This is a genomic window from Neolewinella aurantiaca (assembly GCF_008014675.1).
Classification (GTDB): domain Bacteria; phylum Bacteroidota; class Bacteroidia; order Chitinophagales; family Saprospiraceae; genus Neolewinella; species Neolewinella aurantiaca.
Map to the genome: position 1 here is coordinate 102,540 of NZ_VOXD01000019.1, position 16,905 is coordinate 119,444.

Genomic DNA, 16,905 nt, shown 5'->3' on the forward strand with positions numbered 1-16,905 from the left:
TTTTGCTCATTGTCGAAAAAAGGTACCGACGCAGCAGCTCTGGCGCTGGCGAATGAGTGATTCACCGTTCAGGTCCTACATACTTTTTCCGTATCTTAGCCCTTGCGTAAGTTGCTACTGATTTAACCTATTTCCTCTAATGACGGACAACCTCGTCCACCTGCTGCCCGATGCCATTGCCAACCAGATTGCTGCCGGAGAGGTAATCCAGCGGCCAGCCAGTGTTGTGAAAGAACTGGTTGAAAACGCCATCGACTCCGGCGCATCAGAAATCGAGTTGCTGGTTAAAGACAGCGGCAAGGCTCTCATTCAGGTCAGAGACAACGGTTGTGGCATGTCGGAAACCGACGCCCGCATGTCTTTGGAACGCCACGCGACCAGTAAACTGCGCAGTGCAGATGATCTTTTCGCTCTGCGTACGATGGGTTTCCGGGGCGAAGCCCTGGCCAGTATCGTCGCCGTTGCCCAAATGGAAATGAAGACCCGCCGCGCACCCGACGAACTCGGTACCCGGCTCGTCGTCGAAGCCAGCGAGGTAAAAATTCAGGAGCCCGTCGCTTCCGCTCCCGGCACCACCATCGCGGTGCGCAACCTGTTCTTCAATGTTCCCGCCCGCCGCAACTTCCTGAAAAGCGATACCGTGGAATTGCGGCACATCCGCGACGAATACATCCGCATCGCCCTGGCTCACCCCGAGGTTCGCTTTGACCTCCACGTCAACGACCGCCTCGATCTGGCTCTGCCGGCGGGAAAACTCCGCCAACGGGTCGTTCAGGTCTTCGGACGTAAGTACGATAAGCTACTGGTCCCGATTCAGGAAGATACCGACGTGCTCTCCATCAGCGGTTTTGTTGGCAAGCCCGAGGCCGCACGCAAATCGCGGGTCGGACAGTTCTTCTTCATCAACAACCGGTTCATCAAGAGCAGTTACCTGCACCATGCAGTCACCTCCGCTTACGACGATCTGCTACCGAAGGAGTCCTATCCTTTTTACGTTATTTACCTGGAGATCGATCCGGCGCGAATCGATGTCAACGTCCACCCCACCAAACAGGAAATTAAGTTCGAAGACGAGCGGCTGATCTACAACTACCTCAAAGCCACAATCCGCCACGGGCTCGGCCGGGCCAGCATCATGCCTTCGATTGATTTCGAAACCGACAACCCCTTCTCCCCTTCCCGGACCAATATTACCAACAAGCGCTTACCGGACGATGAGGGAGAAGCCCTGCCCAGCCGCATGAACGATGACTATCGCAAACCTGCGGCAGCCAGCGGGCAAAGCGGCTCCACCGGGCGTTCTTCTTCCGGAGCCAGTATGCCCAGGTCTGAAGCAGAACGTCATGCCTCTAACCTGCGCAACTGGAGCCAACTCTACGAAGGACTCGGAAACGATGCTCCGGCCACACCAGAGGCAGCCTTTATTGATTTTGGCGAAGCCGAAACCTCCAATCCCGAAATGGGGGAATTGCTCCCCAGCCGGATGAGTAATGACGAGGACGACGCAACCGGCAGCGCTATTCCTACCCAGGATCGTGCTCCGTATCAACTTCACCAACGCTACATCGTCTCGCCCATCAAAAGCGGCTGGCTGCTCATTGATCAGCGGGCAGCGCACCAGCGCATCCTTTACGAACAGTTCTTACGGACCCTCCAGGATGCTCCGGCAGCTTCCCAACAGTCTCTTTTTCCCCAGACCCTCGAATTACCCCACGTAGACGTAGGCCTGATGAACAGTATTCTACCCGACCTGCGTCAGCTTGGGTTCGATCTGGAACACTTTGGCGGAGAGTCTTTTATCATCCGCGGCATCCCTGCCGAGCTGGCCGGGCAAAATGAAATTCTCCTCCTCGAGCAATTGCTGGAGCAGTACCGGAAAGATATTGAAGTAGAGAGCAACGGCCATACACGTCTGGCCAGAGCACTTGTGCGTAGTGCTGCCATCAAAGCAGGGCAGTCGCTCGACGTGGCGGAGATGCGCTCCCTCATCAACCGGCTCTTCGCGTGTGAGCAACCCCGCCGGGCGCCCAGCGGGCGCCGTTGCTTCGTAAAATACGAGCTCAACGAAATCGATAAACAGTTCGAGGGCTAGTACCTCCACCCCGTCCTACTTTTGCCCGGAGACAACCACGGAGAGCGCAGAGCGTTCCCTTGCGGTAGCACTTACCATGCTACACCTACCAACTAACAACATATGCCTCCAGTTACTCCAATTGTCAAGAGCCTCCTGATTCTCAATTTCCTCGTCTTCGCAGTTGTGTACCTGCCGGGCGAAATGGGCTACGACATCGACATCGCTAAACACCTCAGCCTTTACTATCCCGGAGGCGATACTTTCAAGCCCTACCAGTTGGTCTCGCACTTCTTCATGCACGCTGATATTACGCACATCGCGTTCAATATGCTCAGCCTGTACTTTCTCGGCCCGATTGTGGAAACCCGGCTTGGAGCTAAACGCTTCTTATTCCTTTACCTGGTGGCCGCCCTCGGTGCAGCAGGACTGCACAGTCTTGAGAACTGGTACCAAATCAATAAATACCAGGACCTGGCAGCTGCCTTTCAGGCTGCCCCTTCCCTCAAAACTCTGAATGCCTTTTTCGATAGCGTAAATACCGGTGGGTTGGTAAATGGCAGCGGGCGAAGCCTGAGCCCCATCATCGGGAAACTGCAAAATCAAATGGCTTTGGGCCAGGCTACGCCCGACGCGATCAGCCAGTCGTACACCTGGATGCTGGACTACGTCAAATTACTGAGCAACGGGCAACCCGTACTGGGCGCCAGCGGAGCCGTATCCGGAGTCGCTGCCGCATTTGCTGTACTCTTTCCCTGGCAGAAGCTTCAGATTCTCTTCATCCCCATTGGTATTTACGCGGCGTACTTAATCCCGGTATTCTTCCTCATCGATCTCATCTTAGGTGTACTCAAACTAGAAATCGACAATATTGCTCATTTTGCCCACGTGGGCGGGGCCATTACGGGTGCGCTAATCGCCTTTTATTTTGCAAAAACCACCCTTCCTCCGTGGATGAAGCGTGCCGACCCCAATGCCTGATCGGGGGGAATACGCTGCTACCATATCCTTCCAATGCAGGAAAGAGTTCCGGGCGCGGCCGCTGGTGCAATGAAAGTTGACAATCATTTTTATTTAAAACAAATTTTGTTTTTAATTAAAAAACCAATAGATTTGTCGCTCGATACAGTGTGCTACACACAACCTGTAGCCTTTTATGTTAGTCAAAACTTTTGCCAGCGCCGTTGAAGGTGTTGATGCCCGTTGCATTACCGTTGAGGTAAATGCAGGCGGCCACGTAAGCGAACACAAACCATGGTATAATGTAGTCGGCTTGCCAGACAGTGCCATTCGTGAAGGTTCTTACCGAATTGAAGCAGCCGTTGTCAACAGCGGCTTCCACAACAAACGAATGAAAATCGTGATCAACCTTGCGCCTGCGGATATCCGCAAGGAAGGGGCTGCTTACGATTTACCGATCGCCCTTGCCTACCTGAATGCTACCGGCCAGATATCGGTCAACAACCTCAATGAGTACATGATCATGGGTGAGCTGTCGTTAAGCGGCGAGCTTCGTCCCATCAAAGGAGCACTCCCTATCGCTATCCAGGCCAGGGCTAAGGGTTATAAAGGTTTCATCCTTCCGGCCGAAAACGCCCGCGAAGCTGCTATCGTCAGCGATTTACCAGTGTACGGTGTAAGCTCTCTGCGGGAAGCCATCGATTTTGTATCCGGCACCATAGAAATGGAACCGGTGTGGGTAGACACCCGCGAAGAATTCTTCAAAGAGAGAACCAGTTTCGACGTCGACTTCAGCGACGTCCGGGGCCAGGAGAACATCAAACGCGCCATGACGATCGCCGCCGCCGGAGGCCACAATGTCATCCTGATCGGTCCGCCCGGAGCGGGCAAAACAATGCTCGCGCGCCGCCTGCCGACCATTCTTCCGGCCCTCGACCTCCGGGAGGCGCTCGAAACCACCAAGATTCATTCCGTTGCGGGCATCCTTCCGGAGAATGCAGCTCTGATAACGACCCGCCCTTTTCGTGCGCCTCACCACACCATTAGCGATGTTGCACTTGTAGGCGGAGGCAGTTACCCCAGACCGGGAGAAATCAGCCTGAGCCACAACGGTGTTCTTTTCCTCGATGAGCTCCCCGAGTTCAAGCGCAGTGCGCTTGAGGTGATGCGGCAGCCAATGGAAGAGCGCCGGATCATCATCAGCCGGGCAAAGCTTACGGTCGACTTCCCGGCCGGGTTCATGCTCATCGCAAGTATGAACCCCTGCCCCTGTGGCTTTTTCAACCACCCTGAACGCGACTGCACTTGCCCGCCGGGAACCGTGAAGCGTTACCTCAGCAAAATCAGCGGCCCTTTGCTCGACCGGATCGACCTTCAGGTGGAGGTTACGCCCGTCCCCCTGGAAAAGCTCGCCGGTAAAAATAAAGAAACGGAAACCAGTGCCATGATCGCCGAGCGCGTCGTGGCTGCCCGCAAGATTCAGGCCGACCGCTACGAAGGGCAAACCGGTATCTACAACAACGCGCAGATGCCGAGCCGACTCGTCAGAGAATGGTGTGTTATCGATGAGGCAGGAAACAAACTCCTGAAGCAGGCGATGGAAAAACTCCAGCTAAGTGCCCGCGCTTACGATCGAATCCTTAAGGTTTCCCGAACCATCGCAGATCTCGAAGGCTCTGAGCAAATTCTCTCCTGCCACCTGGCCGAAGCCATCAACTTCCGCAATCTGGACCGGGAAAGCTGGGGCGAGCAGCGGTAAAAGTGAGGTCTCCGTATAAATGAATATACCTGACTCAGCCAACCCAGGTGATGTTGGGTGACCGAGCATACTACTGGACATTTCGCTTTGCGGCTTCTTCGAGGTTTGGCTCCCTCTCCGCTGAGCCTTAGGCGAGCACGAAGTACTGCGGAGCAAACCTTGCTGGAGAGCGCGGAGGGTGAGGTGGAAAATCGAAAATGTCCAGTAGTATGGTGACCGAGTCAGGTATAGTAAAGTTTCGGCATGAACCACCGGGAGCTTTTGATGACGCATTTAAGCGCTTTGGTGGCCAACCAACTCTCGTTTGGGCTTTCTCTTCTTGCTTTTTTTACGTCTGCCGTACCAGATAAGTACTCCGGTAACGGGAAGTGAAGCAATAATAATGCTCGCAAAAAAGGCAATGATTTTGCCCGCCAACCCTCCGATGGAACCAATGTGAATATCATAGTTCAATCTGATAACCATGTCGGCCAGATCGGCGTCTTCATATTTAGCGTAAATACTGTTTGAGGGTAACTCCTCTAAGGTATTTTGATCGAAGAAGCGATAGTCGTTGTTATAAATAACGCCCTCGCTCCGACTTACTTCAATGTACACACTGCTGGAGTCTGTCTGATCCCCGGGGTGGTCTGTAATATTTGGTTGAGATCGGCGCTGAGGTTTTCGTACCCCTTTGTCTCTAACACCTCCACACCATAGCCCGACTCTCTGGTGACAGTTGCCGAACTACGTGCGGACACAGTTACGGCGCCGAGTGTAGCAGCCTCTTCCTCCAGCTCAAAACTGACGGTATAAGAGGTTTTACCTTCTTCCGGATTTACAGAGACCGTTCTGGCAGCGTACCCCAGAAGACTTGCCCGAAGACTTACTTTTTCTTCATCGGATATCTCTAAACTGAAATTGCCATCCACATCGCAAATGACTCCTGTAACAGTTCCCTCAACCACAACCTGAGCGAAGGGCAGAGGCTCACCGCTCAGTGCCGTAACCTTTCCGGAAATCATAAGATCCTGCGCGCTCAGCGCGCAAACCGAAAAGAAGACAATTGTCCAGAATAGTAGAATTCTCTTTAGCATACCGAACCTTGAAGTTGAGTTGATACAGTTCAATTTTTTGATCGCATGATGACTCCAGTAAGCAGTACAGGACGGAAGCATCTCATCCAGGATTAAAGCCCAAAAACCTGCACTCCCAACAGAAAAAAAGTCGGGCTTCGGCCTGATTCAATAATCAGGACCAACAGAAAAATACACAGTCAATTAACACTATTTTTATTTAGACTTACTATTGACAGTGTAAACGTAAGACGTATTTCTGAAAGATTCAGCAAGCTGATTACTTTTTCTTTTAATCCTTGCTGTTAAATGACGGGGACGGGGCAGGGCTGACGCATAGGCTAGTTAAGCCGTGTTACCCCCCCCAACCCCAACCCCACCCCATGGGGGATGGGCTAGTGAAAACGCTACGCGTTTTGGGTTGCAAGCTCTTAGGCGGTAAATATGATCTCGAGCTAAAAGCTTAAAATCGAATCCTATGCGTCAGCCCTGCGGGGACGGGGAGTCGCAATCATTCGCGGCTACGCATTCGGCTTTTTGAAGGCTGCTTTGCAACCAGCAATTTCCGCTGGGTGAAACTTCTGTTGCTCCGTAAAACAGACCGAGGGGGTAGAGCAACTGATTGCTCTACCCCCTCGGTCTTGTCCTGGGTGGATTCGTCGGATGTATTCTGCAGGCTACATCCAGTCAAAATCTCCGGCTCCGCCGGCGTCCGGGTGCCCGCTCTGACCGTGGTCCTGGCTAAAGTCCCAATTATAGGTATCCAATTGGCGGATTCCCTCGGTAAGCAAGCTGATAGAATGTTCAATGTCTTCCTGGTGAGCCATTTCTGTGCTCTGGTGCATGTTTCTGAGAGGGATCGATATTGCACCTGCGATCGCGCCCTTATTACCATAGCGCTGAATAGCGGCGGTGTCGGTTCCTCCGGCCGGCAGTAGCTCGAGCTGGGTTTTGATGCCTTCTTTCTTCGCCAGTTCTTTGAGGTAATTCACCATTCGGTAATCAGAGATGACTGACCCGTCCAGTACCTTGATGGCCGTTCCTTCCCCCAGTGAGGTCACAGCTTCGTGGGCGCTCGCCCCTGGGACATCATAGGCAATGGTGACATCGAGCCCGAAGCCGAAATCAGGGTCGATGTGGCCAACACTGCCCATCGCTCCCCGCAGTCCTACTTCTTCCTGAACCGTGAAGGTCGCGTACAGATCATAGGGTAGCTTCTCGCCCTTGAGGCGACGGAGGGTTTCGATGAGGATGAAGACAGATACCCGGTTGTCGAGCGACTTGCTGGTAACGCAGTCGCCGATTTCGGTCATGGCACGTTCGCGGGAGATGGGGTCTCCGACGCTGATCCACTTGCTGACTTCCTCTTTAGTCATGCCGGTATCCACGAAGTATTCGTTGATTGGGATAACGTTTTTGCGCTCTTCCGGCTTCATGATGTGGATGGGCTTACAGCCCAGCACCCCGAGTACGTCTTTACGACCGTGCACGATTACCCGCTGCGCGGTCAGGGTTTTGGGATCGAAGCCTCCCAGGGGGAGGAACCGCAGAAACCCCTTGTCGTCGATGTGATTTACGATGAAACCAATTTCATCCATATGCGCTCCAACCATCACCCGTTTAGGGTTTTGGCCGCGCCGGATGGCCATCACATTGCCCATATTGTCAACCTCAACCTCATCGGCAAGGTCCTTCACTTCACGAAGGACGAGTTCACGGATTCGCCGCTCGAATCCGGAAACACCGGGAGCTTCGCAAATAGACTTTAGCAGAGGTAGGTTTAGCATAAGAGAAAATGACTGGCACTAATTGAATTTCGCAAAAGTAACGCTAACCCATGACTTATGCGTGCTGCACCCCCTATTCTGTGCCCCAAAGGCTCAACGGTGAAGACTCTTAAAGGTCTTGCCTCCCTATGCCGGATAGGCTTCTTTTTCTTATCTTTGGTCCTATACCAGGGCAAGGATTTCGCAATTGCACATTCCTGAATCCTACCCTGCACTCGTCCTCATCGAAAATTGCCGTTTTAGTTCCGTTCCAGCCTTGTTGGTCCGGATTTCTGCGTTTTGTTCAGGTTATATTTTTGAGTTTGTCCATCCCTTGTTTCTCATTTGAAGAATATTACTTTTCCCTCATTTCCGCGTCCTATGGCGGAACAACACTTTTAACAGCACTTTTTTTAAATCATTATTCCTATGAAATTTTTCTTTACCACTCTGTTGCTGATCTCCGGATTGTACGCAACAGCCCAAACAACCGTGAACCTTACCGAAGACCTTGTTTTGACCGAGACGCTCGTGATCGAAAACGATGTCACCTACAACGGCAACGGCTTCAAAATAATCTGCGAAGGCTGTAACCCTTCCATCCACGTTAAAAATGGCTCCCGTGTGCATTTCGAAGATGTGATCTTCAAGAAAGGATACCAGCGCTGGATGATCGTAGACGGTGGCAACACCGGCAACGTAACCTGGAATTCGCTTTACATGCGCGGTCACGTCCGCAGAAGCGGCCAGTAAAAATCTAACACGTTCATTGGGATTATCTACTATCACTTTAGTTCAGCCGGCCACGTAATTTACGTGGCCGGCTTTTTTGTTGACGCATAAGTGATTTTTTCTGCCGGAGGGGAGCTTAAAACCAGTAGCCCAGGTTGAAGTAAATTTCCTGCCCGGCGTTGCCCCGGGCGTAGGTTAATTCCAACGGACCAAGCGGAGAGTTGAATCCGTACGTCGCTCGTCCGGCCCCAAGCCACCGGCGGCGAATCGATGTTGGCAGGCCCTCGGCGTTGCCCAGTCTCGCAGCCCGCGCACCAGCGGTGAAGTAATGGCTCCCACCCGGATGGTAACGGGCAATGAATTCCCCCATCATCAGGTCATCACCGGAAGCCTGCCCCAGCTGAAGGCTCGGAAACTGCTTGAAGTTATTCATCAGATTACGGTTATTGCTGCCCAGGTAGTAGCGGAAAGGGAAAGACGAACTCCCCGTAAAACCGCCGACGCTCACATCGATCCCCAGGCTGAACTCTCCGCCCAAAGGCTGGTAGGCGAGGAATTCGAGGTCGCCGTTATAGGTCCATTTGTCCTCGCTGCTTACGGTTTGACCCAGGTTCCAGATGGCGCGCGCTTTAGCGTTGATAGAGAAGCCCGACATCGGGAAGTTCCGGTTGTCCAACTTATCGTAAAGGAAGTAAATTTTGGGAATCAGGTAGTTGTCGTCACCTAACCTGAACCCGTCGGCGGCGTTCGCTCCGGCGAGCTGGCTTGAGCTGTTTTGGTAATACTTCAGCTCGGTGGCAACCCCGGTGAAGGAGTTATCGGTCTGTAAAAAGTCCCAGTACACCTCGGCGTTCAGGTCGGTGAAGCGAAAGTCGAGACGTTCAATCTGCAGGCCGCTGGGGGTTTCCATTATTTCGGGCAGGTCGATTCCGACCTCCGCGTAGTGCAGCCGGCTGCGCAGCCCGATGGCTGATCCGTTTATCTTGTTGAACCGGTAATCGAAACGGTACCGGAAGCGATTCCCCCCAATCAGGTCGATGGTGGTTTGGGTATTGTCCAGAATGAGGTCACTGATGGTGAGCCCCGCCAGAATGTTGGCCCGGTACACCTCATCGTAGTGAAGGCCGAGCCTCAGCTGTTGCCCGAAATCGGGAGACTGCTTCAGCTGCAACGCCAGCTTCACGGCTTTGTCGGGGTTGGGTTCGGGCATCCCGATCAGATCGTAGTCGATGTTGGCGTAGCGTCCGGTGGCGAAGAGTGCAATGAGTCCTCTGCGGAAATCGGCCCAGGATATTTTCCCCGGCAGTTCCCCCTTAAAGAAGCTCAGCACCTGACGCCGGCTCAGGTCATTGTTCCCCGTAATTTCAACGACCGGAGCGTTGAGGAATTCGGGCAGTGCGATGGTGTCTGCCGGTACTTTCTTTTGCTGAAGGTTGGCGATGGAATCCAGCGTAGGCAGCATTTTCCGGGCGGCCACCCGGCCGGCTTCCACCAGGTCGTCTACCGCATCGAAGCTCAGCTGGGTGTATGCGCCCAAATCCGGATCGATGTCGATATCGGTAAGTTCGTACTGCTCAATATTGCGGCGGGTAGCCTGAAAAAATGCGATTTGCAGCAGTAGCTGATCCAGCGATGTGATGTCGTCGGCCTTCAGGGGGTCCTGCTCTACGGTGATACCGATGAGATAGTCCATCCCTTTATTTTTCACTTCTTCGGCGGGGTAATTGTTGGAGACTCCACCGTCGGTCATTACATGTCCGTTCATTTCGAAAGGGCTGATGATGCCCGGGAGGGCGGCGCTGGCGCGCATCGCATCCGCCAGTTTCCCGCTTTCCAGGATTACCGCTTCGCCGGTTTCGATGTCGGTGCCGATACACAGAAAAGGAATGGGCAGCTTTTTGAAGTCGTCGACTTCCGCCACACCTGCGGTCCAGTGACTGAACAGGTCATGAATCCGCTGGCCGTCGGACAGGGCTGTGGGCAGCACGATCGCGAAGTCCTTCAGGCTGAGGCCAAGGAGGTAATGCTCGGTGTATATTTTCTCGTAAATGGTCCGGTTTTCGCGGTCTATTTCATCCTGCAGTTCCGCCATGATGTCGGTTTCGCGCAGCATCCGCTCCAGTTGATCAGGAGAATACCCCGCCGCGTAAAGCCCGCCGACGATAGAGCCCATACTGGTTCCGCCTACGTAATCGACCCGGACGCCGGCCTCTTCCAGCACCTGAAGCGCGCCGATGTGCGCGTAGCCGCGCGCACCACCTCCGCTGAGCACAAGACCGACTTTGAGGTCTTTCTGCTGAGCAAAAAGACCAAAACTAAGGGTAACCAACAGGAGAAATAAACTGAGACGGTTTTTCATGTCAAGACCATACTTTAGGGAGCGATGGACAAAAGTAAGGTATGTTTAGCCGTAGTGGCGCGGTCGCAGGTGCAAAGAAGGTACCAAGAGGCGCACGGATATCCCTCTCCCCCGGCCCCTTCTCCTCGGGAGAGGGGAGATGTGACGGGCTAACGCACAGGACGAATGTCCCTTGCCCCCTCTACCCCACGGGGGAGGGGCTTATGAAAACGCTACGCGTTTTGGGTTGAAAGCTCTTAGGCGGAGACTATGATTTTCAGCTAAAAAATTAAATCCTACGCGTTAGCCCCAGGGGTAGCAGGGCTAACGCATAGGCTAGTTAAGCCGTCTTAAACCCCAACCCCCTCCCCACGGAGGAGGGGCTCGTGAAAACGCTAAGCGTTTTGGGTTGAAAGCTCTTAGGCGGGGACTATGATTTTCAGCTAAAAAATTAAATCCTACGCGTTAGCCCCAGGGGTAGCAGGGCTAACGCATAGGCTAGTTAAGCCGTGTTAAACCCCCACCCAATCCCTCCCCACGGAGGAGGGGCTTATGAAAACGCTACGCGTTTTGGGTTGAAAGCTCTTAGGCGGGGACTATGATTTTCAGCTAAAAAATTAAATCCTACGCGTTAGCCTCAGGGGTAGCAGGGCTAACGCATAGGCTAGTTAAGCCGTCTTAAACCCCCACCCAATCCCTCCCCACGGGGGAGGGGTTTGTGAAAACGCTACGCGTTTTGGGTTGAAAGCTCTTAGGCGGAGACTATGATTTTCAGCTAAAAAATTAAATCCTACGCGTTAGCCCCAGGGGTAGACACGACAGGCGGCAACTTCAGTTGTCGCAATCCCGGTTCCTACCCTGCTTCTCAAACCGAGCCTGCACCTGCGACCGCGCCCCCTCCGAAACCCGTCCCAAAACGAAGCCTGCTTACACCCTGCCGGAGAGGATTTTACGCCGACCAAACCTCCTCCGGCGTACCCGAAACACCGGTAAGCTCACCGCTGCGGTACTGCTGTGGCAACAGCAACGCCGTCTCGTGCGTTATAAATTCAAATCAAGGCAAAGCACCTATGCTTCAATCAATTCGTCTGCTATTTTTTGTCTGCTTAACGTGCGCCTCCGGCGCACTTACGGCACAGGACGAGGAGGGGCTGATCTTCCTCCTCAATGCATCTTTCGAAGATATGCCCCGCAACAGTTCTCCGCCCCGCGGCTGGACCAACTGCGGCGCCCCCGGAGAAACTCCCCCCGATGTCCACCCCGATCCTGAATTCCTGTTTAAAGTAGGTATGGAAGCCCAGCACGGAAACACCTTCCTGGGCATGGTTACCCGCGACACCGAAACCTGGGAGAGCGTCGGGCAGCAACTCGCCCAACCCTTCGTGGCGGGACAGTGCTACCGGCTCGATATCGAACTGGCCCGCTCCCTCACCTACCTGAGCATGAGCCGGATGACCCGCCAGCCCACCAATTACGTCACGCCCGTCCGGCTGCGCGTGTGGGGAGGTTACTCCGTCTGCGACCGGGCCCAGCTGCTCGGGGCCTCCGGCCTCGTCAGCAACTCAGACTGGCGCAAGAACACCATCAAACTGAGCCCCGAAGACGATTTCACGCACATCATCCTCGAAGCGTATTACCCCGAAGCCATCCTCTTTGCAACTAACGGAAATATTCTGGTAGACAACGCCCGGCCGCTCGTACCCATCGATTGTGACGATGAAGCCGCCATGCTGGCGGAGTTCCCCGTTGCCGACTCCCCGGTTCCGCCCAGCAACCCCGACGCCGACATCGTAACCACCCCCGTACCCCCCAGAACGAAGACTCCCACTACCCAGCCAAACAGTTTCGTCCCCAAAACGCCAGAGGAGCCCACCGTCCGCCTGGGCCAAACCGAGGCCGTACTGCGCCAGGGTTCTGTCTTCGCCGTAGAAAACATCTCCTTTAAAGCCAACAGCGACGAACTGGAAGAAGAAAGCGAAGCCGCGCTGCAGGAGATCGTAGGATTCCTGAAGCAAAACAGCAAAGTGATCGTCGAGATCGGCGGCCACGCCAGCCGGATGGCTTCCGACAACTTCGCCTCCGACCTCAGCTCGAACCGGGCAAAAACGGTTGTGTCTTACCTCAAACGCTACAACATCGGCTTCGAGCGGCTGCTGCCCAAAGGATACGGAAAGAGCAAACCGGTATGTATGGACGACACCCAGGATTGCAACCGACGCAACCAGCGGGTTGAGGTTAAGATCCTCAAGATCAGAAGCACCAAATAACCCTGCTCTCCGCAGTAAGACAAACAACAAAGCCCCCTACGCAAACGACGCAGGGGGCTTTTGTTTTTCTGGCATACGGGAGAGGTCTTACTCTTCCTCGTCTCCGCCAAACAAGTTGTGCTCGCTCATGAAGTGGTACCACTTCAGCAGGCGCTTGATGTCGGAAACATGCACCTGGTCCTTGTCGTAGTTAGGCAGGATGTCGGCGATGTACTCAAAGAGGACGTCTTTGCTTGCGTTGGTTTGTGGTGCCGGGTTGTCTTCGGCCTGCTCGTTCATCCGGGAGAAGAGCTTATTGAGGGGCTCGGCTTCGCCATCGTCGGTAAACATGGCCATGCTCTCGAGCGGAGCAAATTGGTGCTTGCGTTGGGGGGCAAAGCGGCGCTTGCCGTCGGCCAGGGATTCGATGATCAGGCCGCCCTTGCGCTCGGTTACGGCTTTGTAGAGGCCCGGAAGGCCGGTTACTGCGAGAATTTCGCTCAGTTTCATATTTGTTATTTTTCGCAAAGGTAATACGTGGGATGGGGTCAGTAAGCCAACAGTGCTTCAATGGCTCCCTGTAGCCTCGCTTCCGGCATATAATCCGCCTCCAATGCGGCGGCGAAAGGCACCGGCGTATCCAGCGCCGCCAGGCGGCGCACGGGCGCGTCGAGGTCTTCGAAGCAGTGCTCACCGATCCAGGCGGCGAGCTCGCCGCCGAAGCCACCGGTCAGGGAGGCTTCGTGAAGGATGAGCGCACGGGAAGTTTTCTTTACCGAAGCGGCAATCGCGTCGTGGTCCAGCGGAGCGAGGGTCCGCAGGTCGATGATCTCGGCGTCGACGCCCAGTTCTTCGGTGGCCTTCAGCGCCCAGTGTACGCCCATGCCGTAGGTGATGATGCTCACGTCATTGCCCGGGCGGGCCACGGCGGCTTTCCCGATTTCGGTGTGGTAGTACCCCTCCGGAACTTCCCCGGTCAGGCTACGGTAAAGGGCTTTGTGCTCGAAGAATAAAACCGGGTTAGGATCGGCGAGGGCGGCGATGAGCAGGCCTTTTGCGTCGGCTGGGTTGCTGGGGTAAACGATCTTCAGGCCGGGCACGGAGGTAAACCAGGCTTCCATCGTCTGGCTGTGGTAGGGGCCGGCCCCTACCCCGCCGCCCACGGGCAGGCGCACGGTTACGTCGGCATTCTGGTTCCAGCGGTAGTGCTGTTTGGCCAGGTTATTCACGATCTGGTTGAAGCCGCAGGTGACGAAATCGCCAAACTGCATCTCCACCATCGCCTTGCCGCCGGCGATGCTCAGCCCCAGCCCGATGCCGATGATGGCGCTTTCGCAAAGCGGGGTGTTGCGAACGCGATCGGCGCCGAACTCTGCCATGAAGCCGTCGGTGATCTTGAAGACGCCGCCGTAGTCGGCGATGTCCTGCCCCATCAGCACCAGATTATCGTGGGCGCGCATCCCCTCGCGGAGACCGTCGGAGATGGCGTCGATTACGCGCATTTCGGAGGTTTCCCCGGGCGCGGTCGCAGGTGCAGGGAGGGTTGAGGGAGCATACATCTCCTCCAGTTCCCGGGCGACGTCGCCTTCGGTAGCGGGCATGGCTTCGGCCGCCTTCAGGCCGGCCTCTATTTCTTTCTTGATGGATTTCTCCATCGCTTTCCGCTCTTCGGCGGTCAGCCAGCCTTTGCTGATGAGGTGATCGGCAAAGTTGTTCACCGGGTCGCGCTGCTGCCAGGCTTCGATCTCTTCCTTCGGGACGTACTTCACGCCGCTGGCTTCCTCGTGGCCGCGTACGCGGTAGGTCAGGCACTCCAGCAAAACCGGCTCGGGGTTTTCACGCATTTCGGCGGCGAGCTTCGTCACCGTTTCGTACACTTCCAGAATGTTGTTGCCATCGATGGTGAGTGAGCGCATGCCGTAGCCCGCGCCCCGGTCGGCCAACTGCTTGCAGGCGTACTGCTCAGACACGGGCGTAGACAGGCCCCAACCGTTGTTTTCAACAACGAAGAGCACCGGCAACTTCCACACCGAAGCCGTATTGAGGGCTTCGTGGAACTCGCCCTGGCTGGTACCACCGTCTCCGGTAAAGGCCAGGCTGACTTTCTTTTCGCCCAGCAGTTTATGCCGCAACGCCACCCCCGCCGCCAGACTCAGCTGCGGACCAAGGTGAGAAATCATCCCTACGATCTTGTGCTCCTGGCTCCCGAAGTGGAAGCTGCGGTCGCGACCCCGCGTAAACCCTCCGGGTTTGCTCTGCCACTGGGCGAAGAGCCGCTCCAGCGGCACCTCGCGGGTGGTGAATACCCCAAGGTTGCGGTGCATCGTAAACAAATACTCGTCGGACTCGAGCGCGGCGGCGCAGCCGACGCTGATCGCCTCCTGACCGATGCCCGCAAACCACTTCGAGATGATGCCCTGCCGCAGTTGCTTGAGCATTTTCTCCTCGATGAGGCGCGGACGAAGCAACTGCTGGAAGAGCGCCTGCTGGGTGGCTTTCTTCGTGCGGTATTTCTTGTAGGTGAGTGGCGGTAAAGTGGTGGTGGTGGACATGATGGCTAAGGACTACCCCGGCAGGCCCGCGAAGATTACCTCACGCTCGCCAGGTCTAAAACAATGCAATTCTCCCCTCCCCGAGGGGCAGGGCTGACGCATAGGCTAGTTAAGCCGTGTTTAAACCCCCACCCCAACCCCTCCCCACGGGGGATGGGCTCGTGAAAACGCTACGCGTTTTGGGTTGCAAGCTCTTAGGCGGTGACTATGATCTCGAGCTAAAAGCTTAAAATCGAATCCTATGCGTCAGCCCTGCCCCCGAGGGGAAGAACCGTTCGGGCAAAGTTAATATTACGCCGGCGATTTTAGTCGTGGTAAATAGTGCGGCAGATTGATGCTGTTCGGCAGGGCTTCCGGGCTGGGTGCAGACCAGATTATCGCGATTGCTCCTCCCCCAGCGTAGCGATGTGGGGCGACAATCTCGTTTATGCTTCGTCCCCTCCGGGGACGAGACCCCGTCTTACGTTGACACATAACCGGTGCATGCAGTTACCTCAGCCCTTCTTTTTCCTGTAAACATCAGGGTTATGCTTCTCCATATAAAATTCAGGATTGGCCACTTTTTCAAAGTCAAACTTTCGGTACAGCCATTCAGCGGTATTGGTCAGCAGGATCCATCTTCTTAATCCCTGAAGATTTGGGTGCGCCATTATCTCGGTCATCAACCATTTGCTCAATCCATTCCCCCTGAATTCTTCTAAAACATAAACGTCTCCCAAATACGCGATGGTCGAATAGTCAGAGATGATCCGGGCAAACCCGATTTGTTTACCCTGGTGGTACAGTCCAAAATTCAAAGAATTTTCGATGGATGTTTTCAGTGTGGACATCGGAATCCCGTTGCTCCAGTCGGCTTCATTCGCAAGGAATTGGTGAATACTGCCAATATCCAGTTTTTCCCTGTCGGTAGAAATAGTGTAATCGTTTTTATGGACTTCTATAATTGTCATCTCAGGTTTCATTTTACGGGAGCAAACCAGGTTGTCGCGATTGCTCCTCCTCAGCGTAACAATGCGGGAAGGCAGGAAGGGGTTGAGCGACAATTTGATTTACGCCCGCTTCCCGCCGGGTATACGTTTATTCCGGGGCGCCGGACGCTCGCAAATCCTCCTCCATTCCACCTCCGGCTGCATTGCAGCGGACGCTACGAGATACTGGGATTGAGTCGTCGGGGAGCTCGTTGCGTATAGAGCGAGAGGTAGTCCAACTACATACGCGGCGTCAGGCCCGGCTGGGTTAGGGGTGCTTTTGAGCTTTAAGTGCGTATTCCGGAGTTACTGACCCCCTCATTCCGGAGTATTGACCCCCATGTGGATAACTCGCGCTTGTTAGGGTTACGAAGATAAGTTTTCAGATCGTTTCCTCAGACTTTTTCCTTTGAGTTCGACCCGATGAGCCTTCGGGATGATCCTGTCCAGGATGGCAT

12 protein-coding genes are annotated in these 16,905 nt (G+C 54.7%); 5 read left to right on the top strand and 7 right to left on the bottom strand.

Annotated features, from left to right (window positions below):
• The first annotated feature begins 139 nt into the window (after positions 1-139).
• From mutL to FUA23_RS13380, 3 genes are all read left to right on the top strand, one after another.
• Complete coding sequence (gene mutL / locus FUA23_RS13370; RefSeq protein WP_147931249.1) at positions 140-2,092, top strand: DNA mismatch repair endonuclease MutL; 1,953 nt, start codon at positions 140-142, stop codon at positions 2,090-2,092.
• 102 nt (positions 2,093-2,194) lie between these two features.
• Entirely contained in the window at positions 2,195-3,052 is an 858-nt protein-coding gene (locus FUA23_RS13375; RefSeq protein WP_147931250.1) for a rhomboid family intramembrane serine protease, read from the top strand.
• 175 nt (positions 3,053-3,227) lie between these two features.
• The gene (locus FUA23_RS13380; RefSeq protein WP_147931251.1) at positions 3,228-4,790 is read left to right on the top strand and encodes a YifB family Mg chelatase-like AAA ATPase; all 1,563 of its coding nucleotides are present in this window, start codon (positions 3,228-3,230) and stop codon (positions 4,788-4,790) included.
• Between the two features lie 273 nt (positions 4,791-5,063).
• Here FUA23_RS13380 and FUA23_RS13385 read toward each other — a convergent pair whose 3' ends face one another.
• The 3 genes from FUA23_RS13385 to FUA23_RS13395 form a co-directional block, all read right to left on the bottom strand.
• Positions 5,064-5,387 (bottom strand): PepSY domain-containing protein, encoded by a 324-nt coding sequence (locus FUA23_RS13385; RefSeq protein WP_222707033.1) that lies wholly within the window; start codon positions 5,385-5,387, stop codon positions 5,064-5,066.
• The gene (locus FUA23_RS13390; protein WP_187271018.1) at positions 5,372-5,866 is read right to left on the bottom strand and encodes a carboxypeptidase-like regulatory domain-containing protein; all 495 of its coding nucleotides are present in this window, start codon (positions 5,864-5,866) and stop codon (positions 5,372-5,374) included. Before FUA23_RS13390 ends, FUA23_RS13385 begins: the two co-directional genes overlap by 16 nt.
• Positions 5,867-6,522: 656 nt before the next feature.
• A complete protein-coding gene (locus tag FUA23_RS13395; protein WP_147931254.1) occupies positions 6,523-7,632 on the bottom strand; it encodes a M42 family metallopeptidase in 1,110 nt (369 codons plus the stop codon).
• A 408-nt stretch (positions 7,633-8,040) separates the two neighbouring features.
• On the opposite strand from FUA23_RS13395, the gene FUA23_RS13400 reads away from it, so the two are divergent.
• Positions 8,041-8,364, top strand: coding sequence for a hypothetical protein (locus tag FUA23_RS13400; protein WP_147931255.1), 324 nt, complete (start codon positions 8,041-8,043; stop codon positions 8,362-8,364).
• Between the two features lie 115 nt (positions 8,365-8,479).
• Here the strand turns inward: FUA23_RS13400 and FUA23_RS13405 are convergent, their stop codons facing one another.
• Positions 8,480-10,702 (bottom strand): patatin-like phospholipase family protein, encoded by a 2,223-nt coding sequence (locus FUA23_RS13405; protein ID WP_147931256.1) that lies wholly within the window; start codon positions 10,700-10,702, stop codon positions 8,480-8,482.
• A gap of 1,049 nt (positions 10,703-11,751) precedes the next feature.
• Here FUA23_RS13405 and FUA23_RS13410 point away from each other — a divergent pair.
• Positions 11,752-12,948 (top strand): OmpA family protein, encoded by a 1,197-nt coding sequence (locus FUA23_RS13410; RefSeq protein WP_147931257.1) that lies wholly within the window; start codon positions 11,752-11,754, stop codon positions 12,946-12,948.
• 87 nt (positions 12,949-13,035) lie between these two features.
• Here FUA23_RS13410 and FUA23_RS13415 read toward each other — a convergent pair whose 3' ends face one another.
• The 3 genes from FUA23_RS13415 to FUA23_RS13425 all read right to left on the bottom strand — a co-directional run bounded on the left by FUA23_RS13415 (position 13,036) and on the right by FUA23_RS13425 (position 16,429).
• Positions 13,036-13,437 carry a DUF5606 family protein gene (locus FUA23_RS13415; RefSeq protein WP_147931258.1) on the bottom strand — a complete coding sequence of 134 codons (402 nt, stop codon included), beginning with the start codon at positions 13,435-13,437 and terminating at the stop codon, positions 13,036-13,038.
• Positions 13,438-13,475: 38 nt separating this feature from the next.
• Entirely contained in the window at positions 13,476-15,479 is a 2,004-nt protein-coding gene (locus FUA23_RS13420) for an alpha-ketoacid dehydrogenase subunit alpha/beta (RefSeq protein ID WP_147931259.1), read from the bottom strand.
• A gap of 494 nt (positions 15,480-15,973) precedes the next feature.
• Positions 15,974-16,429, bottom strand: a complete 456-nt coding sequence (locus tag FUA23_RS13425) for a GNAT family N-acetyltransferase (protein WP_147931260.1) — start codon at positions 16,427-16,429, stop codon at positions 15,974-15,976.
• Between the last annotated feature and the right edge of the window lie 476 nt (positions 16,430-16,905).